This window comes from Pseudomonas sp. 43NM1 (assembly GCF_002836905.1).
Lineage (GTDB): Bacteria > Pseudomonadota > Gammaproteobacteria > Pseudomonadales > Pseudomonadaceae > Aquipseudomonas > Aquipseudomonas prosekii.
This window is the reverse complement of the sequence record NZ_MKGS01000036.1, coordinates 52545-75802: the sequence shown is the minus strand read 5'-3', so window position 1 is coordinate 75802 and position 23258 is coordinate 52545. Positions and strand designations below refer to the sequence as shown.

20 protein-coding genes and 1 pseudogene are annotated in these 23258 nt (G+C 59.1%); 15 read left to right on the top strand and 6 right to left on the bottom strand.

Going from position 1 to position 23258, the window contains the following annotated elements:
- The first annotated feature begins 26 nt into the window (after window positions 1–26).
- The 8 genes from BI292_RS05850 to BI292_RS05815 are packed head-to-tail and all read left to right on the top strand — an operon-like array spanning window position 27 to window position 9105.
- Entirely contained in the window at window positions 27–941 is a 915-nt protein-coding gene (locus tag BI292_RS05850) for a GDP-mannose 4,6-dehydratase (RefSeq protein WP_101207280.1), read from the top strand.
- Window positions 938–1909 carry a GDP-mannose 4,6-dehydratase gene (gene gmd / locus BI292_RS05845; protein WP_101207279.1) on the top strand — a complete coding sequence of 324 codons (972 nt, stop codon included), beginning with the start codon at window positions 938–940 and terminating at the stop codon, window positions 1907–1909. The genes BI292_RS05850 and gmd overlap by 4 nt, the downstream gene beginning before the upstream one ends.
- Window positions 1910–1912: 3 nt before the next feature.
- Window positions 1913–3355 carry a mannose-1-phosphate guanylyltransferase/mannose-6-phosphate isomerase gene (locus BI292_RS05840; RefSeq protein WP_101207278.1) on the top strand — a complete coding sequence of 481 codons (1443 nt, stop codon included), beginning with the start codon at window positions 1913–1915 and terminating at the stop codon, window positions 3353–3355.
- Window positions 3356–4153, top strand: a complete 798-nt coding sequence (locus tag BI292_RS05835; RefSeq protein WP_092275794.1) for an ABC transporter permease — start codon at window positions 3356–3358, stop codon at window positions 4151–4153.
- The gene (locus tag BI292_RS05830) at window positions 4153–5418 is read left to right on the top strand and encodes an ABC transporter ATP-binding protein (protein ID WP_101207277.1); all 1266 of its coding nucleotides are present in this window, start codon (window positions 4153–4155) and stop codon (window positions 5416–5418) included. The genes BI292_RS05835 and BI292_RS05830 overlap by 1 nt, the downstream gene beginning before the upstream one ends.
- Window positions 5415–6860, top strand: a complete 1446-nt coding sequence (locus tag BI292_RS05825; protein WP_101207276.1) for a glycosyltransferase family 1 protein — start codon at window positions 5415–5417, stop codon at window positions 6858–6860. The genes BI292_RS05830 and BI292_RS05825 overlap by 4 nt, the downstream gene beginning before the upstream one ends.
- Window positions 6844–7974, top strand: coding sequence for a glycosyltransferase family 1 protein (locus BI292_RS05820; protein WP_101207275.1), 1131 nt, complete (start codon window positions 6844–6846; stop codon window positions 7972–7974). Before BI292_RS05825 ends, BI292_RS05820 begins: the two co-directional genes overlap by 17 nt.
- On the top strand, window positions 7975–9105 hold the full coding sequence (locus tag BI292_RS05815; protein ID WP_101207274.1) for a glycosyltransferase family 4 protein: 1131 nt from the start codon (window positions 7975–7977) through the stop codon (window positions 9103–9105).
- A 136-nt stretch (window positions 9106–9241) separates the two neighbouring features.
- On the opposite strand, the gene BI292_RS05810 is transcribed toward BI292_RS05815, so the two are convergent.
- The 3 genes from BI292_RS05810 to BI292_RS05800 form a co-directional block, all read right to left on the bottom strand.
- The gene (locus tag BI292_RS05810; RefSeq protein WP_101207273.1) at window positions 9242–11272 is read right to left on the bottom strand and encodes a pyridoxamine 5'-phosphate oxidase family protein; all 2031 of its coding nucleotides are present in this window, start codon (window positions 11270–11272) and stop codon (window positions 9242–9244) included.
- A gap of 46 nt (window positions 11273–11318) precedes the next feature.
- The gene (locus BI292_RS05805; RefSeq protein ID WP_101207272.1) at window positions 11319–11945 is read right to left on the bottom strand and encodes a glutathione S-transferase family protein; all 627 of its coding nucleotides are present in this window, start codon (window positions 11943–11945) and stop codon (window positions 11319–11321) included.
- Window positions 11946–12188: 243 nt separating this feature from the next.
- The gene (locus tag BI292_RS05800) at window positions 12189–13088 is read right to left on the bottom strand and encodes a LysR family transcriptional regulator (protein ID WP_101207271.1); all 900 of its coding nucleotides are present in this window, start codon (window positions 13086–13088) and stop codon (window positions 12189–12191) included.
- Window positions 13089–13248: 160 nt separating this feature from the next.
- On the opposite strand from BI292_RS05800, the gene BI292_RS05795 reads away from it, so the two are divergent.
- The 6 genes from BI292_RS05795 to BI292_RS05770 are packed head-to-tail and all read left to right on the top strand — an operon-like array spanning window position 13249 to window position 19006.
- Window positions 13249–13872 carry a CDP-alcohol phosphatidyltransferase family protein gene (locus tag BI292_RS05795; RefSeq protein WP_101207270.1) on the top strand — a complete coding sequence of 208 codons (624 nt, stop codon included), beginning with the start codon at window positions 13249–13251 and terminating at the stop codon, window positions 13870–13872.
- Between the two features lie 35 nt (window positions 13873–13907).
- The gene (locus BI292_RS05790) at window positions 13908–15665 is read left to right on the top strand and encodes a bifunctional alpha/beta hydrolase/class I SAM-dependent methyltransferase (RefSeq protein ID WP_101207269.1); all 1758 of its coding nucleotides are present in this window, start codon (window positions 13908–13910) and stop codon (window positions 15663–15665) included.
- Entirely contained in the window at window positions 15662–16972 is a 1311-nt protein-coding gene (locus BI292_RS05785) for a phosphatase PAP2/dual specificity phosphatase family protein (RefSeq protein WP_101207268.1), read from the top strand. Before BI292_RS05790 ends, BI292_RS05785 begins: the two co-directional genes overlap by 4 nt.
- Window positions 16962–17441, top strand: a complete 480-nt coding sequence (locus BI292_RS05780; RefSeq protein WP_101207267.1) for a hypothetical protein — start codon at window positions 16962–16964, stop codon at window positions 17439–17441. The genes BI292_RS05785 and BI292_RS05780 overlap by 11 nt, the downstream gene beginning before the upstream one ends.
- A 10-nt stretch (window positions 17442–17451) precedes the next feature.
- The gene (locus BI292_RS05775) at window positions 17452–18072 is read left to right on the top strand and encodes a 1-acyl-sn-glycerol-3-phosphate acyltransferase (protein WP_092275758.1); all 621 of its coding nucleotides are present in this window, start codon (window positions 17452–17454) and stop codon (window positions 18070–18072) included.
- A gap of 1 nt (window position 18073) precedes the next feature.
- Window positions 18074–19006 carry a phosphatidate cytidylyltransferase gene (locus BI292_RS05770; protein WP_092275755.1) on the top strand — a complete coding sequence of 311 codons (933 nt, stop codon included), beginning with the start codon at window positions 18074–18076 and terminating at the stop codon, window positions 19004–19006.
- A gap of 72 nt (window positions 19007–19078) precedes the next feature.
- On the opposite strand, the gene BI292_RS05765 is transcribed toward BI292_RS05770, so the two are convergent.
- The 3 genes from BI292_RS05765 to BI292_RS05755 form a co-directional block, all read right to left on the bottom strand.
- On the bottom strand, window positions 19079–20287 hold the full coding sequence (locus tag BI292_RS05765; protein WP_101207266.1) for an MFS transporter: 1209 nt from the start codon (window positions 20285–20287) through the stop codon (window positions 19079–19081).
- A 562-nt stretch (window positions 20288–20849) separates the two neighbouring features.
- Window positions 20850–22142, bottom strand: coding sequence for an adenylate/guanylate cyclase domain-containing protein (locus BI292_RS05760; protein ID WP_256592616.1), 1293 nt, complete (start codon window positions 22140–22142; stop codon window positions 20850–20852).
- On the bottom strand, window positions 22130–22714 hold the full coding sequence (locus tag BI292_RS05755) for a Pycsar system effector family protein (protein ID WP_101207265.1): 585 nt from the start codon (window positions 22712–22714) through the stop codon (window positions 22130–22132). The genes BI292_RS05760 and BI292_RS05755 overlap by 13 nt, the downstream gene beginning before the upstream one ends.
- Before the next feature lie 418 nt (window positions 22715–23132).
- On the opposite strand from BI292_RS05755, the pseudogene BI292_RS05750 reads away from it, so the two are divergent.
- Window positions 23133–23231 (top strand): annotated as a pseudogene (locus BI292_RS05750) (phosphatidate cytidylyltransferase); the annotation flags it as partial.
- Window positions 23232–23258: the final 27 nt, after the last annotated feature.

Sequence of the window (23258 nt, the reverse complement as noted above, 5' to 3'; positions counted from 1 at the left end):
GAAATGTATGACCAAGGGGCTGCTGTTTGAAAAAGCGTCTGTTCGTTACGGGTCTGACGGGATTCGTAGGACAACACCTCCAATCGCGATTGAGCGCTGAAGGCTCGCCGTGGCACTTGTTGCCCGTGCCGACACGCTACGACCTCGGCCAACCGGACAGCCTCGAAGGCCTGTGGCCGCAAATGCCCGACGCGGTCATCCACCTCGCTGGCCAGACCTTCGTCCCCGAAGCGTTTCGCGACCCGGCGCGCACCTTCAATATCAACCTGCTCGGCACTTTGAATTTGCTCCAGGCGCTGAAGACGCGTGGCTTCAAAGGCACGTTCCTGTACGTAAGCTCCGGCGACGTCTACGGCCAGGTCAGCGAAGCGCAGTTGCCGATCACCGAACACCAGCCGCCCTGCCCGCGCAATCCTTACGCCGTGAGCAAACTCTCGGCCGAATTCCTCAGCCTGCAATGGGGCTTGAGCGAGGGTTGGCCGGTGCTGGTCGCGCGCCCGTTCAACCACATCGGCACCGGGCAGAAGGACAGCTTCGTCATCGCCAGTGCCGCGCGGCAAATCAGTCGAATCAAACAAGGCCTGCAAGCGCCACAACTGGAGGTCGGCGACATTGATGTCAGCCGCGACTTCCTTGATGTCGGCGATGTGGTCTCGGCCTACCTCGCGTTGCTGGAAAAAGGCACGCCGGGCCAGGTGTACAACATTTGCTCGGGGCGCGAGCAGACGATCCGCAGTTTGATTGAACAGTTGGGGGACCTCGCTCAGGTCGACATGCAATTGATTCAGGATCCGGCGCGCCTTCGCCGCGCGGATCAGCGTCGCGTTTGCGGCAGCCATGCCAGGCTGGCCGAAACCACAGGATGGACGCCTGAAATCACCACACAACAATCCCTGCGGGCGATCCTGTCCGACTGGGAGAAGCGAGTGAAAGAACAATGACAAAAAGTGCACTGATCACAGGTATCACCGGCCAGGACGGCGCGTATCTGGCCAAACTGTTGCTCGACAAGGGCTACAAGGTCCATGGCCTGGTGGCCCGGCGCAGCAGCGATTCGCGCTGGCGCCTGCGCGAGATGGGGGTCGAGGGCGACATCGTCTACCTGGACGGCGACATGGCCGATGCCTGCTCGGTGCAGCGCGCGGTGATCAAGTCGGCGCCCGACGAGGTCTACAACCTGGCGGCGCAAAGCTTCGTCGCCGCCTCGTGGGATCAACCGGTGATCACCGGCGTCGTCGATGGCCTCGGCGTCACGCACGTGCTCGAAGCGATCCGCCAGTTCAGCCCGCACACGCGTTTCTACCAAGCCTCGACCAGCGAAATGTTCGGTTTGATCCAGGCCGAGCAGCAGGACGAAAACACCCCGTTCTACCCGCGCAGCCCTTACGGCGTGGCCAAGCTCTACGGGCATTGGATCACCGTCAACTACCGCGAAAGCTTCAACCTGCACGCCAGCAGCGGCATCTTGTTCAACCACGAATCACCGCTGCGCGGCATCGAATTCGTCACCCGCAAAGTCACCGACGCCGCCGCGCGGATCAAGCACGGCAAACAGGACGAACTGCGCCTGGGCAACATCGACACCAAACGCGATTGGGGGTTTGCCGGCGACTACGTCGAAGCCATGTGGCTGATGCTGCAACAGGACAAGGCTGACGACTACGTGGTCGCCACCGGCGTGACCACCACCGTGCGCGAAATGTGCCGGATCGCCTTCGATCACATCGGCCTGAACTACCGCGACTACGTGAAAATCGACCCGGCGTTCTTCCGCCCGGCCGAGGTCGACGTGCTGCTCGGCAGCCCGGCCAAGGCCCAGCGTGTACTGGGCTGGAAGCCGAAAACAGACTTGGATACCTTGATCCGCACGATGATGGATGCGGACATGAAACGCGTCGCCAAGGAGTAGGCCATGCTGATTCCTGTGATCCTCTCCGGCGGTGCCGGGACCCGTTTGTGGCCGGTGTCCCGCGAAGGGCATCCGAAGCCGTTCATGACCCTGCCCGACGGCCAGTCGCTGCTGGGCAAAACCTATCGGCGCGCGGCGGGGCTGCTCGACGGTTGGGGCGATATCGTCACGGTGACCAATCGCGAGTATTACTTCCAGAGCAAGGATCACTACCACGACGCGCAAATGGCCCGGCATCGCGGGCATTTCCTGCTTGAGCCGACGGGCCGCAACACCGCCCCGGCCATCGCCGCAGCGGCGCTGTCGCTGCAAGCGCTGCATGGCGACGAAGCGATCATGGTGGTGATGCCGGCCGATCATTTGATCGTCAATGTCGAAGCGCTGCAAAGTGCCGTCGAGCACGCGGTGACGCTGGCCCGCGCCGGTTATCTGGTGACGTTCGGGGTCAAACCGACCGCGCCGGAAACCGGTTTCGGCTACATCCAGACCGGTGCGCCGCTGGATGATCGCGGCGCTGCCAGGGTCCAGCGTTTTGTCGAAAAACCTGACCTGCAAACCGCCACGCATTACCTGGAAAGCGGCCACTTCCTGTGGAACTCGGGAATGTTCTGTTTCTCGGTAGCAACCCTGCTCGCCGAGTTGCAAGTGCACGCGCCCGAACTGCTGGAACAGACCCGCGCCTGCATGGCAGACAGTGCGCCGGTAGAAACCGGTGGCTGCCTGCAACAGGAGTTGTCGCCGACGCTGTTTGCCGAAATCACTGACATTTCCATCGACTACGCGTTGATGGAACGCTCGGACAAAGTAGTCGTCGTGCCGGCCGGTTTCGACTGGAGCGATATCGGTTCGTGGAGCGCGCTGGCCGCACTGATCGCGCCGGATGCGCAGAACAATCGCGCCAGCGGCGACGCGGTGTTTGTCGACAGCCACAACAACTTCGTCCAGAGCGAAGGCCGACTGGTCGCCGCCGTCGGTGTGGAAAACCTGATCATCGTCGACACCGCCGACGCCGTGCTGGTGGCCCATGCCGACCGCGCGCAGGACGTGCGTCGCGTGGCCAAGCAACTCAAGGCTGACAAACACGAAGCCTACCGTTTGCACCGCACCGTCAGCCGACCGTGGGGCACCTACACCGTGCTCGAAGAAGGCCCGCGCTTCAAAATCAAGCGCATCGTGGTCAAGCCGGGCGGCAAGTTGTCGCTGCAAATGCACCACCACCGCAACGAACACTGGGTGGTCGTCGAAGGCATGGCCAAGGTCACCAACAACGGCACCGGCACGCACCTTGTGGCGAAAAATGAATCGACGTTCATCGCCGCCGGGCACAAGCATCGACTGGAAAACCCCGGCGTCATCGACCTGGTGATCATCGAAGTGCAAAGCGGCGAATACCTGGGAGAGGACGACATCGTCCGCTTCGAAGACCAATACGGCAGGACGGTTTGAATGCTGCTTAATCTGTACCGCTCGCTGCGCAATTACCGTGGATTCGTCTTCGGCAGCGTCAAGCGAGAGTTTCAGGCGCGTTATCGCAATTCGCTGTTCGGGGCCTTGTGGACCGTGCTCAACCCGCTGTCGATGATCGTCGTGTACACGGTGATTTTTTCCCAGATCATGCGCGCGCGCCTGCCCGGCGTGGACGATGGCCTGGCCTACAGCGTGTACTTGTGCGCCGGCCTGCTGACCTGGGGCCTGTTCGCGGAAATCACCACGCGCAGCCAGAGCATGTTTCTCGAAAACGCTAACCTGCTGAAGAAAATCAGCTTCCCGCGCATCTGTTTGCCGGTGATCGCGCTGCTGAATGCGGGCATCAACTTCGCGATCATCCTCGGGCTGTTCTTCGGTTTCCTGCTGATCAGCGGACGGTTGCCGGGCATGGCGTTGCTGGCGCTGATCCCGTTGCTGCTGCTGCAAATAATCTTTGCCGCCGGGCTGGGGATGATCCTCGGCATCCTCAATGTGTTCTTTCGCGACGTCGGGCAACTGTTCGGCATCTGCCTGCAATTCTGGTTCTGGCTGACGCCGATCGTTTACCCGATCTCGATTCTGCCGCCAGGCATTCAGCAGGTGATCAGCCTCAACCCGATGACCGCGCTGATGACCAGTTATCAGAACGTCTTCCTCTACAACCAATGGCCGGACTGGCGCTCACTGATCCCGTTGCTGGTGATCGGCGTGCTGTTCTGCGTCATGGCGCTGCGGCTGTTCCGCCAGCGCGTCGGTGAAATGGTGGACGAACTCTGATGGGACATATACGCGTCAGTGGCCTGGGCAAGGCCTACAAACAATACCCGAACCGCTGGAGCCGCCTGCTCGAATGGCTGGTGCCGTTTTCCGGCACTCATCACCATTTGCACTGGGTGCTGCAAGGCGTCGATTTCGAGATTCAGCCCGGTGAAGCGGTGGGCATTGTCGGGGTCAACGGTGCCGGCAAAAGCACGCTGCTGAAGATGATCACCGGCACCACGCAACCGACTTGCGGGCAGATTCAACTGCAGGGTCGAGTCGCGGCGTTGCTCGAATTGGGCATGGGTTTTCACCCGGATTTCACCGGGCGGCAGAACGTGTTCATGGCCGGCCAATTGCTCGGCATGCAGGTCGAAGAAATCGAAGAACTGATGGCGGAAATCGAGAGCTTTGCGGAAATCGGCGACGCCATCGATCAGCCGGTGCGTACCTATTCCAGCGGCATGCAAATGCGCCTGGCGTTCAGCGTCGCCACCGCGCGACGCCCGGACATTCTGATCGTCGACGAAGCGCTGTCGGTCGGCGATGCGTATTTCCAGCACAAAAGCTTCGACCGTATCCGCAACTTCCGCAAGGCCGGCACCACGCTGCTGATCGTCTCGCATGATCGCTCGGCGATTCAGTCGATCTGCGACACCGCGATCCTGCTCGAAGGCGGGCGCATGGCGATGCGCGGCAAACCCGAAGAAGTCATGGATTACTACAACGCGATGCTCGCCCAGCGCGAAGGCCAGACCGTGCGCCAGGAGATGCTCGCCAACGGTCAGGTGCAAACCATTTCCGGCACCGGTGAAGCGGGGATTCTCAGCGTGCGCTTGCTCGACGCGCAGGGCCGCTCGGTCGAAGTCGCCGAAGTCGGCCAGCCAATGGTCCTGGAAGTGCAGGCCGAGGTTCGTGAAGACATCGAACGGCTGATCCTCGGGTTCATGATCAAGGACCGTTTGGGCCAGGCGATTTACGGCATCAACACGCATCGCCTCGACAAAGCCATCACCGACCTGACGGCGGGCGAGCGCGTGACCTTCCGGTTTGCTTTCGATATGCGCCTGGGCAAAGGCAATTATTCGATTGCCCTGAGCCTGTCGCGGCTCGACTCGCATCTGGATCGCAACTTCGAATGGCGCGACTACGGCCTGGTGTTTCACGTGATCAATAATCGTCAGGAAGACTTCGTCGGTTGCTCGTGGCTGGAGGCGCAAACCACCATTACCCGTTCCACTGAAAATGCGCTGCTGACAACTGACCCGGAGGTGTCGCGATGACTCGATTGTTGGTGGAATGCACCTACGTTTTCGAACACCCGAATGCCAACTCGGGGATTCAGCGAGTGGTGCGCAATGTCATCCAGCAGCTGCCGGCGAAGGACGCCCAACGCGAATGCATTCCGGTGGTGATGATCGATGGCGCGCTGTTCGAGGTGAAGAGCCTGGCGCCGTTGAAGACGCCGAAAATCAACCTGACCAGCCTGCGCGTCAAGCTCGAACAGTGGGCCAATCTGTTCTGGTTGCGCCACCGCACGCTGGAACGGCGGCGCCCGTTCCGCGAGTCGAAGTTCGCCCGCCGCGTGCTTTACGTGATGTGCCGCCTCGCGGCGTTTGCCTGTCTGAGCCTGCCGATACGCGTGCTTGATCGGCTGCTCAAGGGCCAACCGGTGCCCGAGCGCTGCGTGCCGTTGCAGCATCGCGCCGGCGATCAACTGGTGCTGCTCGACTCGTCGTGGCACGCCAACTTCTTCCCGTTGGCCGAGCAGTTGAAGCGCGACGGCGTCGGCATTGTCTCGGTGATTTACGATTTGATCCCGCTGACCCATCCGCAGTTTTGCGACGCCGGGCTGGTCAAGGTGTTCAACGAGTGGTTCGACTGGATCGCCCGTACCGCCGACGGTTATGTGGCGATTTCGACGACGATTCGCGATCAGGTCCGCGATGAGATGCTGCGCCGCGTCGGCCCGCAACAGGTGCAGCAGCGCTGGTTCGACTACTTTCACCTGGGCTCCGAACTGGACTTGAGCGATGCGCGCGCGGAAGTCGATCGCGGCTTGTTGCAGATGTTCAAGACACCGGAGCCGGTGTTCCTGATGGTCAGCACCATCGAGCCACGGAAAAACCACGCGTACCTGCTCGACGCCTTCGAACGCGCGTGGGCCGCCGGCTCGACGGCGCGCTTGTGCATCGCCGGGAAGATTGGCTGGAAGTGCGACGCACTGGTCGAGCGCATCCGCGAGCATCCCGAGCTGAACCGCCGCTTGTTCATGTTCAACACGCTGTCCGACCGCAGCCTGGAGCACGCTTACTCGCACGCCACGGCGCTGGTGTTTCCGTCCTACGTCGAGGGCTTCGGTTTGCCGCTGGTGGAAGCCATGCAGCGCGGTTTGCCGGCGATGGGCAGCGACATTCCGGTGTTCCGCGAAATCGGCGGCGACTACATGGCGTATTTCGATCTGGCCGAGCCGCAGAGCCTGACCGATCTGGTCACCGACATGGAGCGCAGCGGCGTGTTCCCGGCGGCGCTGGGTCTGGCGCAATGGCGTTGGCTGAGCTGGCGTGAAGCGAGCGCGCAATTGGTCGAGCGCATCGAGCGCAACCTCAACAGGCCGCTGCCCGAGTCCGAGCCCGAGCCCGAGCCCGGAACTGAAACTGAAACTGAAACTGAAACTGAACAGCAGCGTCAGCAACCCGAGAGCCAGCATGCGAATTGCCCTTAACGCGCGGATCCTGCAAGCGCCGCGCACTGGCATCGGCCATTACGTCGCCGAGCTGGTGGGCGCCCTCGCCGCCGAGCCGGACGTCGAACTTTCGTTGTTCCACGGCTGGGGCTGGAGCACGTCCCTGCCCGACGCGGCGTTGCCCGGTTATTCGCGGCTGACGCCGTTGCTGCGGCAGATTCCCGGGGCCTATCAGGCGCGGCGCTGGTTGACGCAGAAACGCTTCGATCAGGGCCGCTCGCAGTCGATCGACCTCTATCACGAACCGAGTCTGTGGCCGCTGTCGTTCGACGGCCCGACCGTTATCACCCTGCACGACCTGACGCATCTGCATTACCCGCAAACGCAACCGGCGGCGCGTTTGCGTGAAATCGAGCGGCGGCTGGCCGATGGCGTCGAGCAAGCGCGGCTGATTCTGACTGACTCGCAGTTTATTGCCGACGAAGCGCGCGAGTATTTCGCCCTGCCGGCCGAGCGTTTCATTGTCGCGCCGCTGGGCGTGGCGGCGCGTTTCCATCCGCGCGAGGCCGCCGAGATCGATCCGGTGCTCAAGGCACACGGCGTCGAGGCGCGCGAGTATTTCCTCTGCGTCGGCACACTGGAGCCGCGCAAAAACCTTAATTTGGCCCTGCGCGCCCACGCCTTGCTGCCGGAAGCACAGCGCCAGCGTTTCCCGTTATTGATCGTCGGCATGGCGGGCTGGCAACGCGAGCACTTCAGCGAAGAACTGCGCCAGGCGTTGGCCGCCGGCCATGTGTGTTTGCTCGGCTACTTGCCAGACGAGCAGGTCGCGCAATTGCTGGCCGGCGCGCGTGCGCTGATTTTTCCGTCGATTTACGAAGGCTTCGGCCTGCCGGTGCTGGAAGCCATGGCCAGCGGCACGCCGGTGGTGCTGGTGGGCCATTCGGCGATGCCGGAGGTCGCCGGTGAGGCCGGCAATTACATTGATGCGGACGATCCGCACGGCTTGCGCGAGGCGATGAGCCGGTTGATCGACGATAAAACGCACTGGCAGGCCTGCCGTGAAGCAGGGTTGCAGCAAGCAAAAGCATTTTCCTGGGAGCGTTGCGCGCAGATCACCGCCCGCGCTTACCGCCAGGCTTTGGGAGGTTAGATGCGCGTTCTGCATTTTTACAAAACGTCGATGCCCGATACGGTTGGCGGGATCGAACAGGTGATTTTTCAACTGTGCGAAAGCTGCGCTCAGCAAGGCATCGAAGGTCAGGTGTTGTCCCTGAGCAGCGACCCGACACCGCCCGTGGTGCAAGTCGGCCACCATGAAGTGCATCGGGCCAAACTCGATCTGCAATTCGCTTCCACTGGTTTCTCGCTGAGCGTTTTCAAGAAGTTTCGCGAATTGGCCGCCGAGGCTGACGTGGTCAACTATCACTTCCCCTGGCCGTTCATGGACGTGGTGCACTTCGCCAGCGGCACGCGCAAACCCAGCGTGGTGACGTATCACTCGGACATCATTCGCCAGAAAACCTTGCTCAAACTTTATCGGCCGCTGATGAACCGCTTTCTCGCCAGCGCCGACCGCATCGTCGCTGCTTCACCCAACTATCTGCACACCAGCGACGTGCTGCAAAAATTTCAGGACAAGACCCGGGTCATCACCTATGGCCTCGACAAGTCAGGTTATCCACAGCCCGACACCGCGCGCATGGCCGATTGGCGGCAGAAGCTTGGGGATAAGTTTTTCCTGTTCGTCGGTGTGATGCGTTACTACAAGGGTTTGCACATCCTGCTCGAGGCGCTGCAAGGCGTGGACTATCCAGTGGTGATCGTCGGCGCCGGCCCGTTGGAAATCGAACTGCACGCCCAGGCCCAGGCGCTAGGTCTGCGCAATATTCACTTCCTCGGACGGCTCGGCGATGAGGACAAAGTGGCGCTGCTGCAATTGAGCTACGCCATCGTTTTCCCGTCGCACCTGCGCTCGGAAGCGTTCGGCATTTCGCTGCTCGAAGGCGCGATGTATGGCAAACCGATGATCTCCAGCGAGATCGGCACCGGCACCAGTTACATCAACATCAATAACGAAACCGGGCTGGTGGTGCCGCCGAGCAACCCGCAGGCGTTCCGCGAGGCGATGCGCACGCTGTGGGAAAACCCGCTGCTCGCCGCGCAAATGGGCGCGAAAGCCGAGGCGCGGTATCGGCAATTGTTCACCGCCGAAGAAATGGGCCGCAAATGGTCGGCGCTGTATCAGGAACTGCTGGAAGAGAAATCGCTGTCGTACGCCTGATTCGCCCGCCCCTGTGGGAGCTGAGCTTGCTCGCGAAGGCGGCCTGACATTCAACAATGATGTCGACTGATCCAACGCTATCGCGAGCAAGCTCAGCTCCTACAGGGTTTTGTGTGGTTGCGGGATTTGGCGTTGATTAAAGATCCAGCACCAACGGCTCCGAGCTTTTCGCCGGGATTGCGCAGCAGATCAGCACGTGCCCCGCTTCCGGCACTTCGGCCGGTGGCTGTGGATAATTCACCTCGCCGCTGATCAGCCGGGTTTTGCAGGTGCCGCACGAGCCGCCGCGGCAGCTGAATTCCGGGTTCAAGCCACGGCTCTCTGCCAGCTCGAGCAAACTGCCGCCGTCCGGTTGCCAGCGCGCTTCTTTGGCTGAGCGCTCGAACACCACCGACACCGACGTAGTCGCCGCAGGCGGTTGTTCGATGACAATCGCGTCCGTGTCCGGGCGACGGCGCAATGTCGAGGGGCCGAACGTTTCGGCGTGAATGTTCGAATCGCGGATGTCCAACTCGCGCAGGCTGTCGTACAAACCCTGGGTAAAACTGCCCGGCCCGCAGAGGACAAAGTCCACCTGGTCGTAGTCCTCGCCCTCAAGCATCGTAAGCAGCAGCGCCGTGTCGATGCGCCCGGTCAGGTCAAAGTCTTCGCCCTCGCGCGCGTCCGCTTCCGGCTGGCTGAGCAAACGCAAGACCCGAACCTTGTCCCCGGCCCCTTCAAGCAAGCGGTCCAACTCTGCGCGAAACGGCTGATCCGCCAGGCTGCGAGAACTCTGGAAAAACCACGTCGGCCGAATATGCCGCGTGCGCCAGCCCTGATAAACCACCTCGCGCAGCATCGACAGCAACGGCGTGATGCCGACGCCCGCAGCCAACAACACCAACGGCCGCCGCTCATGTGGCGCCACAGTGAAATGCCCCTGCGGCGCGCGGGCCTCCAGCACATCGCCGACCTTGATCAGCTCATGCAGATGCGACGACACCAGCCCGTCGCGTTTCACGCTGATACGAAAAAAGTCATCCGACGGCGCGCTCGACAAACTGTAAGTGCGGATAGGCGTCTGGTCGCCAATCTTGAAGCGCAGCGGCAAATGCTGTCCGGCCTGGAACACCGGCAACCCGGCGCCATCGGCAGGCTCAAGGTAAATCGAGCGGATATTCTGGCTCTCGGCTTCGATCCGCGTCACCCGCAGCGGCCGCCAGGCATCGCCCAAGGCCTGAGCCTGCAAACGCGCGGCGGCCTGTTCCCAAGTCCCGGTCATCAGACTGTTTGGCGACATGCCGTCGAAACGCCAGCGCAGGGCCAACGCCGCTGGCCGGCGCACCAGCCGTTCAACGTCGAATGTCCACAAACGCTCGGCGCCCTGGAACGCCTCGATTTGCGGACCGTCGAGGATGATTTCGGTGCGGCCACCGAGTTGCAGCACATCGCCGCTATTGAAGTCGATAAACAGCAAACCCGCGCGCGGATTGACCAGCAGATTGCCCAGCGTGTTGAAAAACAGGTTGCCGGAAAAGTCCGGAATGGTCAGGCGATTGCCTTCAATGCGCACAAACCCGGGCTGGCCGCCGCGATGGGAAACATCCACCGAACGCACGCCGTCGACCTCGACATAACTGGCGACAAACAAGGTATCGGCCTGGGCGATCATCGCTCTCGCGGCGTCATCCAGTTGGTCAAGGCGTTCGGCGATACGCGTCGAAGGATCCGCCAGCGGCACCGAGCGGAACTGGCGCAATTGAATGTATTGCGGGCAATTGCCGTACGACTGCTCCACCGCGACCTCGAAGCCCTTCGCAGACATCGCGCCGACCCGGCCATTCATGCGGTTGCGCCGACGGGTGTGCAACTCGATGCCGAGCAGACCGATGGCCGCGCCAGCGCTCAATTGCGCGGGATCATCCGCCGCTGGCAGGCTGGCGAACTGCAAACGGGCGGCATCAGGCGACTGGACAAAACCCGGCGCACCCTCGATGACACTGGCCCACGGGTGGCCGTCAGCATCCACCGCGCCGTACAGCATGAACGGCAATTGCTGATAGAACTGACGGTGCTGGTCCGGCATCTCGCTGCGAATCACCCGACGGCCGAGGGTTTCCATTCGCTCGGCAACACCGACCTGTTCCTGCAATTGGCGTTCGCCAGCGTGCCACGGTGAATGTTCCATTACGGCGTCTCCCTTGCGCGCTTGGCGCAACGTGAACAGCTGGCAATCAGGCAGTTTGTTGCAGGCCGGCGACGGTGCGCGGCATGCCGACAAAACCCGGCAACGCTTCGATCCGCGCCAGCCAGGCACGCACGTTGTCGTAGTCGTCGAGCGAGACATTGCCTTCCGGCGCGTGGGCGATGTAACTGTAGGCGGCGACGTCGGCGATGGTGGGCTGATTGCCTACCAGGAACTCGCTGTTGGCCAATTCCTGATCAACCACTTTGAGCAAGTCATGCGAACGGCTGATCGCTTCGTCAGCGTTGTACGGCGCGCCAAACACGGTGATCAACCGGGCGCGGGCGGGGCCAAAAGCGATTTGCCCGGCCGCTACCGACAACCAGCGCTGGACCTTGGCCGCACCTTCCGGGTCAGTCGGCAGCCACTGGCCGTTGCCATATTTTTGCGCCAGATACACCAGGATCGCGGTGGAATCCGCCAGCACCACGCCTTGATCATCGAGCACCGGCACTTGGCCAAACGGGTTGATCGCGAGGAATTCAGGTTGTTTGTGCGCGCCTTTGGCCAGGTCAACGAGGATCAATTCGGTCGGCAGTTGCAGCAGCGACAACATCAATTCGGCACGGTGCGCGTGGCCGGAGCGGGGAAAGTTGTAGAGCTTGATGGCGTTCATGAGCGACTCCGCTGGGTGATGGCGCCGTTCAAGAAATGAGCAGCACCGATGGCGTCATCATCTGCTTATGGCCAAAACAACAGAATCACCAGCATCCGCAATCGATTATTTCAGTGCACGCAATAACGCTTTTGCGTAGGAGCGAGGCTTGCCCGCGAAGGCGTTCTCACAGCCAACCCATGGGGGTGAATCCGAAACCGTTTTCGCGGGCAAGCCTCGCTCCTACAGGGGGGCTTTCGGTGGTCAGGACAATGCGGAGTTTGCACGCAGTGTTTTCACGGCGAAATCGACAAAACTGCGCACCCGCGCCGATGCCTTGCGCCCGCCTTGATACACCACGTGAATCGGTTGCGGCGGCAATTCGAAGTCCGCCAGGACAATCTCCAGTTCACCGCTGGCGACTTTGCCCGCCGCTTGATACGACAACACTCGCGTTGGCCCCAACCCGAGGCACGCCGCCGTCACTGCGGCCTGATTGGACGTCACCACCAAGCGCGGTTCCGGGCGCACGCTGAGCGGCTGGCCCTGGTCGAGAAACGGCCACGCGCGCAACTGGCCGATCGCCGACGTGGCGACGACCGGGGCGCCGCTCAGGTCTTGCGGATGTTGCGGTCGGCCATGGGTTTGCAGATAGCCCGGTGAAGCGCAGATCACCCGGCGCACTTCGCCGACACGGATCGCGTGCTGATTGCTGTCGGGCAATTCGCCGATGCGCACCGCGACATCGATGCCCTCCTCGACCATGCTCACCACCCGATCGACCAGCAAGGCATTGACCGTCACTTCCGGGAATTGATTCAGATAGCCGACCATCATCGGCGTCACGAACAAATCGCCGAACAACACCGGCGCGGTCACGGTCAGTTGCCCACGCGGTTGCGCGTGGCTGCCTGCGGCGGAATCCTCGGCTTCCTGCACCTCGGCGAGAATTCTCCGACAATCTTCCAGGTAACGCTGGCCCGACTCGCTCAAATGCACGCTGCGCGTGGTGCGCGTCAGCAGCGAAGTGCCGAGGCGTTGCTCCAGCGCCGCCACCGCGCGGGTGACACTGGCCGCCGACATGCCCAAACGCCGCGCCGCTGCGGAAAAGCCCTGATCCTGAGCGACCGCGGCGAACACCTGCATTTCCTGGAAACGGTCCATCGATCAACTCCTGAACACTAAAAGGCCCGAGCCCGAGATTGCCCGACCGCGTGGTTTTACGCTGGAAGAAAATGCCCCATGCGGTTTTACTGGCAATCTGATAATTGTGACGTATAACCCTGAACGCTCACGCTTTCAATTGCCCGAGAACCCTCTGCCAATGCCCTCCATTTACCAACTCAAACCGGCGTTCCAGAATTTGCTGCGACCGCTGGTGCAACGTTTGTTCGATAACGGCACCACCGCCAACCAGATCACCGTGCTCGCCGGGGTCATTTCGGTGGTGGTCGGCATCGCGGTCGCCGGTTTTGCCGAGCATGCGTGGGTGTTCGCGCTGATCCCGGTGTGGATGATCCTGCGCATGGCGCTGAATGCCATCGACGGCATGCTCGCTCGCGAATTCGGCCAGCAGTCGCGTCTGGGCGCCTACCTCAATGAGCTGTGCGATATCGTCGCCGATTGCGCGCTGATCCTGCCGTTCGCGTTGATCGCCGACGTCAGCCTGTTGATTGTGCTGGCGGTCACGCTGCTGGCGTTGTTCAGCGAGTACAGTGGCGTACTCGGGCCGATGGTGGGCGCGTCGCGACGCTATGACGGGCCGATGGGCAAAAGTGATCGGGCGTTTGTGCTCGGCGTGCTGGCCACCGGCATCGCACTTGGCTGGATCAGCGCGTTGTGGATAAATGTCGTGTTTGGGGTGGTCGCCGTCCTGCTGGCTTACACCTTGGTCAACCGGGTCCGCCAAGGCCTGAAAGAAGTGCAGGTAAACGTACCCTCGGCGTAAGCCCTCATTCGGATCTTTAGCATAAGGAACATGCAATGCGCGAAACCCAGCAGCAGACCTTCATCACCCACGACGGCGTTGAGTTGTTCTACCGGCATTGGCCAGCCACATCCGCCAATCCCGATGAGCCGCGCAAAGCTGTGCTGCTGTTCCATCGCGGCCACGAGCATTCCGGGCGTATCGCCCACCTGGTCGATGAACTCGACCTGCCCGGTTTCGACTTTTTTGCCTGGGATGCGCGCGGCCACGGCCAGTCGCCCGGCGCGCGCGGCGACAGCCCGAGCTTCGCCACCAGCGTGCGTGACGTGCAGACCTTCTGCGATCACCTGAGCGCGACTCACCAGATTGCCGAAGAGAACATGGCGGTGATCGCGCAGAGCGTCGGCGCGGTGATTGTTTCGACCTGGGTTCACGATTACGCGCCGCGTATCCGCTCGCTGGTGCTCGCTTCGCCCGCGTTCAAGGTCAAGCTCTACGTGCCGTTTGCGCGTTCGGGCCTGGGGCTGATGCGCAAGTTTCGCGGCAACTTTTTCGTCAACAGCTACGTGAAAGCCAAATTCCTCAGCCACGACCCGGAACGCGTCGCCTCCTACGACAGCGATCCGCTGATCACCAAGGCGATTTCGGTGAACGTGTTGCTGGGCTTGTACGAAGCCGCCGACCGCGTGGTGGCCGATGCCCAGGCGATCCAGGTGCCGACGCAACTGCTGATCTCCGGCTCGGACTTCGTCGTCCACCGCAAACCGCAGGAACAGTTCTTCGAGCGCCTCGGCAGCCTGAAAAAAGAGAAACACATCCTGCCGGGCTTCTTCCACGACACCCTCGGCGAACGTGATCGCGCCGTGGCGGTGGCCAGCGCCAAACGTTTCATCCTGCAAAACTTCGACTACCCGCTGGACCGCGCATCCTTGCTCGACGCTGACAAGATCGGCCTGACCTGCGCCGAATCCGAATCCCTCGCCGCGCCGCTGCCGCACAACTCGTTGCGCGACCTGTACTGGCGCATGACCCGCGCCAGCATGCGCCTGGGCAGCAAATTGTCGGAAGGCGTGAAACTCGGGTTCGACACCGGTTTCGACTCCGGCAGCACTCTGGATTACGTCTATCGCAACCAGCCGACCGGCAAGGGCGGGCTCGGGCGGATGATCGATCAGAACTACCTGAACTCGATCGGCTGGCGCGGCATTCGCCAACGCAAACTCAACGTCGAAGAACTGCTGCGCCTGACCATGGGCAAACTGCGCGACGAAGGTCGCCCGGTGCGCATCGTCGACATCGCCGCGGGTCACGGGCGCTACATTCTTGAAGCGCTGCAAGGCGTCAGTCCGCTGCCGGAATCGATCCTGTTGCGCGATTACAGCGACATCAACGTGTGCGACGGCGGTGCGCTGATCCGCGATAAAGGCTTGGGCGACATCGCGCAGTTTGTGAAGGGCGACGCCTTTGACCGCGCTGATCTGGCGGCGCTTGAGCCTAAACCGACGTTGGCAGTGGTTTCCGGTTTGTATGAATTGTTCGCCGACAACGCGATGGTCGGCGGTTCGCTGGCAGGTCTTGCCGAAGCCGTGGAACCCGGCGGTTATCTGGTTTACACCGGGCAGCCGTGGCACCCGCAATTGGAGCTGATTGCCCGCGCGCTCACCAGCCACCGTCAGGGCCAGGCGTGGGTGATGCGTCGGCGCAGCCAAGCGGAAATGGACCAATTGGTCGAAGCGGCGGGTTTCCGCAAGATCACGCAACGGGTGGATGAATGGGGGATCTTCACCGTGTCCCTCGCGCAACGGGTGCAATGATGCTCGACGCCCCAAGAGAGCCAGGCTTACTGAAACCGGCGGTGCTCTGGCTGCTGGTGCTGGCGCCGCTGTTTTTCGCCAGTTACGGTTTTGCCACGTGGTACACCACCCAGCGCAGCGACGTCGGCACGTACGTGTTCGAGTGGGAAACGGCCATGCCTTTCTGGGCGTGGACCATCGTGCCCTACTGGACGATTGACCTGCTCTACGGATTTTCGCTGCTGTTGCCCAACACGCGCCACGAACTCAAACGCCACGCGTTGCGGCTGCTCAGCGCGCAGGTGATCGCGGTCAGTTGCTTCCTGATCTGGCCGCTGCGTTTCACTTTCGAGCGGCCGGAACTCGACGGCGTGTTTGGTTGGCTGTTCGCGGTGCTGGCCGGTTTCGACAAACCGTTCAATCAGGCGCCGTCGCTGCACATCGCGCTGCTGGTGATTCTGTGGGTCATCTACCAACGCCATTCCCAGGGCGTATGGCGCTGGCTGGTGCATGGCTGGTTCGCGCTGATCGGCATTTCGGTGCTGACCACTTATCAACATCACTTTATCGACTTACCCACAGGCGCCCTCGCCGGTTGGCTGTGCGTTTGGCTGTGGCCGCTGGAACACCCGAGCCCGCTGCGCAGTGTGCGTCTGGCCAAAGACCCGAAGCGCTGGCGGCTGGCGCTGCGTTATTTGTTCGGCGCTGCGATTTTCGCAATCCCGGCGTTTGGTTTAGGCGGCGGTTGGTTGTGGCTGATCTGGCCGGCGGTGGCGTTGTTGCTGGTGGCGCTGAATTACGCGGTGCTCGACGCCGACGGTTTTCAGAAACGCGCCGATGGGCGTTTGAGCCCTGCCGCGCGCTGGTTGTTTGCGCCCTATACGGCGGCGGCGTGGATCAACTCGCGGTTGTGGACGTACAAACATCCACAGCCTAACGAGGTTGTGGATAACGTTTGGCTCGGCCGTTTGCCCGATGGTGATCAATTGCAGCCCTTCAAAGCGATAGTCGATCTGTGCTCCGAGCTGCCGCTGAATCCACAGGGCCGCGCCTATAAAAGCCTCCCGGTCCTCGACCTGACTGCGCCCAGCGCCGAGCAATGCCTGGCCGCCGCGCAAGCTATCGAACAATTGCGTCAGCAAGGCCCGTTGCTGGTGTGCTGCGCTTTGGGTTATTCGCGCAGCGCCACAGCGGTTGCCGCGTGGTTGTTGCACAGCGGCCGCGCGACCTCGGTCGATGCCGCAGTGGCGATGATTCAAGCCGCCCGCCCGCGCGTGGTGTTGCACCCGGCGCATCGCCAGGCACTGGAGAACGCGTATGCCAGTTGAGGTCGAATTGCAGGTGGTCGCCAGCCTGCTGCGTCACGGCCGTTCGCTGGATCAGTTATCCACAGGGCTGACGCTGCTCGGTGTGTTGTTCGGTCTGCTGCAATGGCTGCTGGTTACGCCGTTGGCGCTGGGGTTGATCCTCAGTGTTTGGCTGATCGTTACCGGGCTGTGGCAAAAATACTGGGCGTTTCGGGTCGCCTTCGACGCTGATCTTTTTGCGTTGATGGCGCGCGATGGCGGTGCCGATGCCGATGCTCAGGCGTTGGCGTTGGCGCAGCGCACTTCAGCGCTCGATCAAGCCCTGCAAAACCTGGGTCTGCAACCGGCGGAACGCGCCGGTCGACCTTGGCCGGAACGTCAACGCGGGGCGCTGAAACTGCTGCGCAATCAAGCTGTCCTACTCGCCGCGCAGGTGCTGCCCACCGTGGCGGTAATCCTGGCCAGCCCTTGGCTGTCTTTCGCCGGATAAGGAAATCGTTATGTTCGAACCCGTGGTCGCCACCCTCATCACCTCCATGGCCCGCACCGTCACCGGCGCTCGCAGCCTGTGGATGGGCTGCGCGCCAGAACCGGTGCAGCGGATTTATTTCGCCAACCACAGCAGTCACGGCGACTTCGTGCTGCTGTGGGCCTCGCTGCCACCCGCCCTGCGCAAACTCACGCGCCCGGTGGCCGGCAGCGATTACTGGAACAAAAGTGCGCTGCGCCGCTACATCATCAGCCGCGTGTTCAACGGCGTGCTGATCGACCGCGAGCGCAAAGACCCTGTGGATAACCCGTTGCAGCCAATGCTCGATGCGCTGGAGCAAGGTCACTCGCTGATCATCTTCCCCGAAGGCACACGCAATCTTGAGGACGGTCTGCTGCCGTTCAAAAGCGGCGTGTATCACTTGGCGAAAAGTTACCCACAGGCGCAACTGATCCCGGTGTGGATCGCCAACCTCAATCGCGTCATGCCCAAGGGCCGCGTGCTGCCGCTGCCGCTGCTGTGCACCACCAGTTTCGGCGCGCCGCTGCAATTGGACGCGGACGAGAGCAAAGAGCAATTCCTCACCCGCAGCCGCGAAGCGCTGCTGGCCCTCGCCCCGGAGCATTCCTGACATGGATAGACAAACCCTGATGCTGTTCGGCGGGATCGGCCTGATTCTGGTGCTGGCCTCGGTGATCGGCCTGATCCTCAAACTGCGCACTCGCGGCACGCCGAACGCCGTGGTGGAAAACCTCAATGCGCGCATCAACGCCTGGTGGGTGATGGTGGTGGTGATCGGCATCGCCTTCTGGCTCGGCACCGGCGCGGTGATCCTGCTGTTCTACGCCGTGTCGTTTTACGCGTTGCGCGAATTCCTCACGCTCACGCCGACGCGCCGCAGCGATTACCCGGCGCTCGTCGCCGCGTTTTATCTGGCGTTGCCGCTGCAATATTTGCTGATCTATTTCGACTGGTACGGACTGTTTTCGATCTTCATTCCGGTCTACGTATTCCTGCTGCTGCCAATCCTCGCCTCGCTCGGCGGCGACAGCACACACTTCCTCGAACGCGCCTCGAAAGTGCAGTGGGGCCTGATGATCGCGGTGTTCTGCGTGTCGTTCGTGCCGGCGCTGCTGACCCTCGACATCGCCGGTTACGAAGGACGCAACCTGCTGCTGATCGCCTATTTGGTGATCGTCGTGCAACTGTCCGACGTGTTGCAGTACGTGTGCGGCAAGTTGTTCGGCAAACACAAAATCGCCCCCAACCTGTCGCCCTCGAAAACCGTCGAAGGCTTCGTCGGCGGCGTGCTCCTGTCCTCATTGATCGGCGCAGCGCTGTGGTGGACCACCCCGTTCAACCCGTGGCAGTCGTTCCTGATTGCACTGCTGATCAACTTGCTCGGCTTTGCCGGCGGGATCGTCATGTCGGCGATCAAACGCGATCGCGGCGTGAAGGATTGGGGCCACATGATCGAAGGTCACGGCGGGATGCTGGATCGGCTGGACTCGGTGTGTTTCGCGGCACCGATCTTCTTTCATCTGGTTCGGTATTGGTGGACTTGAGGTAGCTCGATTCGTTATTTCACAGTAAAAAAAACCGCAGCCAATGCTGCGGTTTTTTTCTCCAAGCGGTCGTTACTGGAAAGTCGGCTCTGCGTAATTGGTTGAGGTAGCACGGAGCGTCCCCAAACCTGACAGTACAATAATGACCATCACCAGCCCCGCAGCGATGGGCACTCCGAAACCCGCGCGCGCACCGAAAGCGTCGATGATCACCCCCGCTAATACACCACCGAGCGCAACGCCGATGCTGATTCCGGTGGTCATCCATGTCAGCCCTTCGGTGAGCCTGGACGCTGGAACGATGATCGTTCCGAGATTCATCACGATGACCATCGTTGGCGCGAAAGACACGCCCGCCACAAAGAGCATTGCCGCCAGGAAATACACGTCCGGCGAAAGGACCGGTAATACCGCGGTCACGGCCGTCACCACTATGCCGATCAGAAATTGCTTCTCAATTGCCATGGACACCCTTAACGCGCCAAAGGTAAGCCCAGCAATCATTGAGCCGAGCGCATAGGCTGCCAGGATGAAACTGGCAGAGGTTGGCCACCCTTGTTCTGTGGCAAAGGCTACAACCGCGACGTCGATCGAACCGCCAATCACGCCCATCGCCAACAGCGCCAGAACGATAATGCGAAGGCCGGGGATACGTAATGTCGAGTCGGCGCTTCTCTTCATATCGACGACCACTGCGGGTTCCGTTTTCCGCTGCATGAGAAAAGCAGCCACGCCAATAATCAGCAATATAACGGCAACCAGCGGCCCGGCTTCAGCGAAAAAACTGGTGCTCAAACCAATGGCCAGCGGCGGACCAATGATGAAGGCCAGTTCGGTCAAAACGGTGTCAAGGGAGAACGCCGTGTGTAGTTGCGGTTTGCCCCGGAAGAGCTGAGTCCAGCGCGCTCGGATCATCGCCGGCATGCTCGGCATCGTTCCCGCCAACGCGGCAAGAACAAACAGGACAGATGCCGGCGCTCTCATATAAACCGCAAAGATCAACGCAAGCAGCATGCCGATGCTGAAGGCAGTCACCCATGGAAGCACGCGACTTTGGCCTCGCCGGTCCACGAGTTTGGAGACCTGTGGGCCAACCAGCGCATTAGCCAAAGTAAAAGTGCCTGCAACCGAGCCCGCCAGCCAGTAGAGACCAGTTTGCTGGACCAGCATCGTAATGATGCCGATACCAATCATTGCTTGCGGGAGACGAGCGATGGAGCTCGCGACTACTAACCCCATAACGCCTGGAGCGGTCAGAAGTTCGCGATAGGGATTGGCCATGAGTTCTCCAGTTTTATAACTCGGCGGTAGCTGGGGCTCAACCGCGGAACAGGCTCAACGTTTGGACCTGGTCGTAGGTTCGTGACAATTCATATAGGATCTGCTAATTCACGTTTTTCGGTGCGACGTTGTCCTAGCCGAAACAACGGCAAGGGTCTGCTCTCTCAATATCGAAGTCAATAACGTTAATCAGATAAAAAATGAAGAGATTCGAGTGCTGGCGCTCGGCTGATCAGCAGTCAAGACTGCGATTTCTTTAAATATGGTCAGTATCCTAATTCATGAATCCAAAAGAAGTTTTCGTCGTCAGAAAAAGAGCTAATTGAAGTAGGAAAACGTCACTACTTAGAAGCGAGGAAATGTTATACCTGTTCAGAACCTTGGCCCGCGAAGGAAAATATCGTGTTGCCTGCACTGTCCTGATGTCGAGGTGTAATAAATTCCCTGTTAAGGATCGGCTATTCGTTCTCCTTAACAAGGGCGCTTGTGGATTCACATCAGGAGGTTAGCCACGTTAGTGATTACCCATTGGGAATCGAGATGTTTGCGTAAAATTTTTGGGCTATTCGCCAATGAAAATCGCGAATACCTGTTCGTCAGCAATTTGGCTACCATCGTGCCAGACAGAAACGTGCATGTAGTGAAGCCCGGTATATGACGCATCTTCCCAGTGAGAAGCAAAATATTCTCCAGAGTCTCTACGTACGGCTGAAACATCGTTGTGATGGTTGCCATTAATTGGTTCTTTAACTTCCGCTGCTTCCTTGCCAGTGTTCTCAACACGAAATCTTACAGATACGCCTGTTAAGTTTTCTGCCAAAAAGAATGCCGCTTTAAATGTTATTCCGTATGGTTTGTAAATTGAGCGCGAGCAAGCATGATAATCAGTGTCGGCCTGAGTTTGATATTTTGTTTTCACACTTGCCGTTATTTTTATTTTTCTTTGTTCGTCTCTTGGACTTGGTAAAAGCGGAAAATATAGCTTGTGATTTAAAACATATTGCTTATAGTTTAAAGGGGTATTTTCACGAGTTCTATAGTTGGGTGTCACATATCGCTCTAGCTCGCCACCAACGTTTTTATGCTCGATGATAGGCTTAGGAAGGTCAAGCATGTCACAGAGACTTTGTCCGAGCATGACGCGATTACGAGGGGCTTTTTGCTGTAACTTGGCAGCTACATCAACATGGAATGAAGTGGCAGTGACTTCTGAAACACCTGGATAACCATACATTCCCCAGAGCACTTTATCGTGCGGTCCGTAATCGATACCGATACGTATACCAATATCTTCGTCTAGTCCAAAATTTTGAATTTCGGGCTGAACGATATCTTTCATGAATTGGACAAGGTATGTTCCGCAGTTAATAGCGTCTATTGCTGAATCTCGGGGGCTACTGCCGTCGCTTCGAAAAAAGGCTAAAACCGCATCTCCCATAATTCTATGTACATGTCCATCAAAAGCCTGAATGCATTCTATTGCACACTTGATAATCGTATTTTTATAGAAAAAAACTTTCTCCAAATCATATATAACGCCCAGCCGAGTAGACCCTTTTATATCCATAAACAACGTGGTGACGTATCCATTAGAAATAGATTTGCTCTTCGCTAATTCGTCAAAATCGGGGTGTCCGCCTATTTTTGTTTTGCTCAATATCCGCTTCCCAAAGAGTTCACGAATTTTTTCGTTAACATCAAAATCGCGAATCGGAAAATTATTGCCTGCAGATATTGATTCAGTAACGTAGTTTTCCAATCCTCCTAAAGCTGCATCATTTAAACTCCGATCAAAAGATTTATGAGTTCTCGAGTTTGAGAATACATCGCCAAAAACGTCTTTCATCCCTGACATAGCGCAACTCCAAAGTGGTGTAGGCAAGTTGCAATAGCAAGCGCTACAAGTGAGATTATAGTTATTTTTGAGAACAACGTCGACTTAGCTATAAGTTGGAATTTTAGCTGAGTTATGGTTGCCACTTCATGGATCTGAACACAGAGGTCTCTTTCGATTTCCTTGCTCGATCTCTCAGCCATGGTGGACTTAAAGCTTTCGACCGAAAAATTATTCGCAACGGAACCAAAGAATATCATAGAAGGATCAACTGGCTTAGCATTACTGGCGCTGGTTAAGTTTGGCCAAATGCTTTTTATTACCCAATATAACGCAACGCTCGTACTTATGAAAACAGTAACCAGAAGAGCTAGAATGACCCATTTGTATAAACCATTGTAAATATTCACGGTTTCTATCTTTAATAAAATCCCACCAAATACTGCCACATTGAAGGACGCTAGCAAGCCGCTTTTGAAATTAACGCTGCCTATATAGACGTCATATCTTTTCAACGTTTCCCATAAGCTTGATATTCTCGTTTTATCTTCGTCATTCATAGCGCTATCTTTGGAGAGAATATTATCTGTCATACGAATTCCCTATAAATTGCAAACTCCTATGCAGTGTGCTTGGAGGCTGGCTTTCTGACATTACCCTAACTTGCATAATTACTTCAACTACGAAAGCGCGCCTTCAACGTGAATCTCAGCTTGAGGATCCGTAGGTCTGACGACTCGTAGAACCCGCTAAGCTCTAAATGAAAGCTCACGAAATTCAATGATCCCTCCAAGACGAAGCTCCGTGATGTCTTCTGCCATATACGGAAATCACTTGTGATGGCGAAGCATCATCTCTTTGATGGGCACGGGAAGGGTCCTACGCAGAGATTGTGACGCTCAGGAAATCTTTAAAAAATCATAATCAGTGGACTGGATTGAGATTGTCGAACACTAGGTAGCCTTGGAGTAATCACGATTCGTAGTCAAGGAGATGCCCTCCGTCCTGACACATGACTGCGAAGGTCACGGCGGGATGCTGGATCGGCTGGACTCGGTGTGTTTCGCGGCACCGATCTTCTTTCATCTGGTTCGGTATTGGTGGACTTGAGGTAGCTCACACCTGGATTTCACAGCA

What these genes read in the sequence shown, in the direction of transcription:
- BI292_RS05760 (WP_256592616.1), bottom strand. Translation starts at nt 22,142, where the DNA reads ATGTCAGGGATGAAAGACGTTTTTGGCGATGTATTCTCAAACTCGAGA.
- BI292_RS05835 (WP_092275794.1), top strand. Translation starts at nt 3,356, where the DNA reads ATGCTGCTTAATCTGTACCGCTCGCTGCGCAATTACCGTGGATTCGTC.
- BI292_RS05780 (WP_101207267.1), top strand. Translation starts at nt 16,962, where the DNA reads ATGCCAGTTGAGGTCGAATTGCAGGTGGTCGCCAGCCTGCTGCGTCAC.
- BI292_RS05755 (WP_101207265.1), bottom strand. Translation starts at nt 22,714, where the DNA reads ATGACAGATAATATTCTCTCCAAAGATAGCGCTATGAATGACGAAGAT.
- BI292_RS05790 (WP_101207269.1), top strand. Translation starts at nt 13,908, where the DNA reads ATGCGCGAAACCCAGCAGCAGACCTTCATCACCCACGACGGCGTTGAG.
- BI292_RS05830 (WP_101207277.1), top strand. Translation starts at nt 4,153, where the DNA reads ATGGGACATATACGCGTCAGTGGCCTGGGCAAGGCCTACAAACAATAC.
- BI292_RS05775 (WP_092275758.1), top strand. Translation starts at nt 17,452, where the DNA reads ATGTTCGAACCCGTGGTCGCCACCCTCATCACCTCCATGGCCCGCACC.
- BI292_RS05810 (WP_101207273.1), bottom strand. Translation starts at nt 11,272, where the DNA reads ATGGAACATTCACCGTGGCACGCTGGCGAACGCCAATTGCAGGAACAG.
- BI292_RS05840 (WP_101207278.1), top strand. Translation starts at nt 1,913, where the DNA reads ATGCTGATTCCTGTGATCCTCTCCGGCGGTGCCGGGACCCGTTTGTGG.
- BI292_RS05765 (WP_101207266.1), bottom strand. Translation starts at nt 20,287, where the DNA reads ATGGCCAATCCCTATCGCGAACTTCTGACCGCTCCAGGCGTTATGGGG.
- BI292_RS05805 (WP_101207272.1), bottom strand. Translation starts at nt 11,945, where the DNA reads ATGAACGCCATCAAGCTCTACAACTTTCCCCGCTCCGGCCACGCGCAC.
- BI292_RS05785 (WP_101207268.1), top strand. Translation starts at nt 15,662, where the DNA reads ATGATGCTCGACGCCCCAAGAGAGCCAGGCTTACTGAAACCGGCGGTG.
- BI292_RS05770 (WP_092275755.1), top strand. Translation starts at nt 18,074, where the DNA reads ATGGATAGACAAACCCTGATGCTGTTCGGCGGGATCGGCCTGATTCTG.
- BI292_RS05800 (WP_101207271.1), bottom strand. Translation starts at nt 13,088, where the DNA reads ATGGACCGTTTCCAGGAAATGCAGGTGTTCGCCGCGGTCGCTCAGGAT.
- BI292_RS05825 (WP_101207276.1), top strand. Translation starts at nt 5,415, where the DNA reads ATGACTCGATTGTTGGTGGAATGCACCTACGTTTTCGAACACCCGAAT.
- BI292_RS05795 (WP_101207270.1), top strand. Translation starts at nt 13,249, where the DNA reads ATGCCCTCCATTTACCAACTCAAACCGGCGTTCCAGAATTTGCTGCGA.
- gmd (WP_101207279.1), top strand. Translation starts at nt 938, where the DNA reads ATGACAAAAAGTGCACTGATCACAGGTATCACCGGCCAGGACGGCGCG.
- BI292_RS05820 (WP_101207275.1), top strand. Translation starts at nt 6,844, where the DNA reads ATGCGAATTGCCCTTAACGCGCGGATCCTGCAAGCGCCGCGCACTGGC.
- BI292_RS05815 (WP_101207274.1), top strand. Translation starts at nt 7,975, where the DNA reads ATGCGCGTTCTGCATTTTTACAAAACGTCGATGCCCGATACGGTTGGC.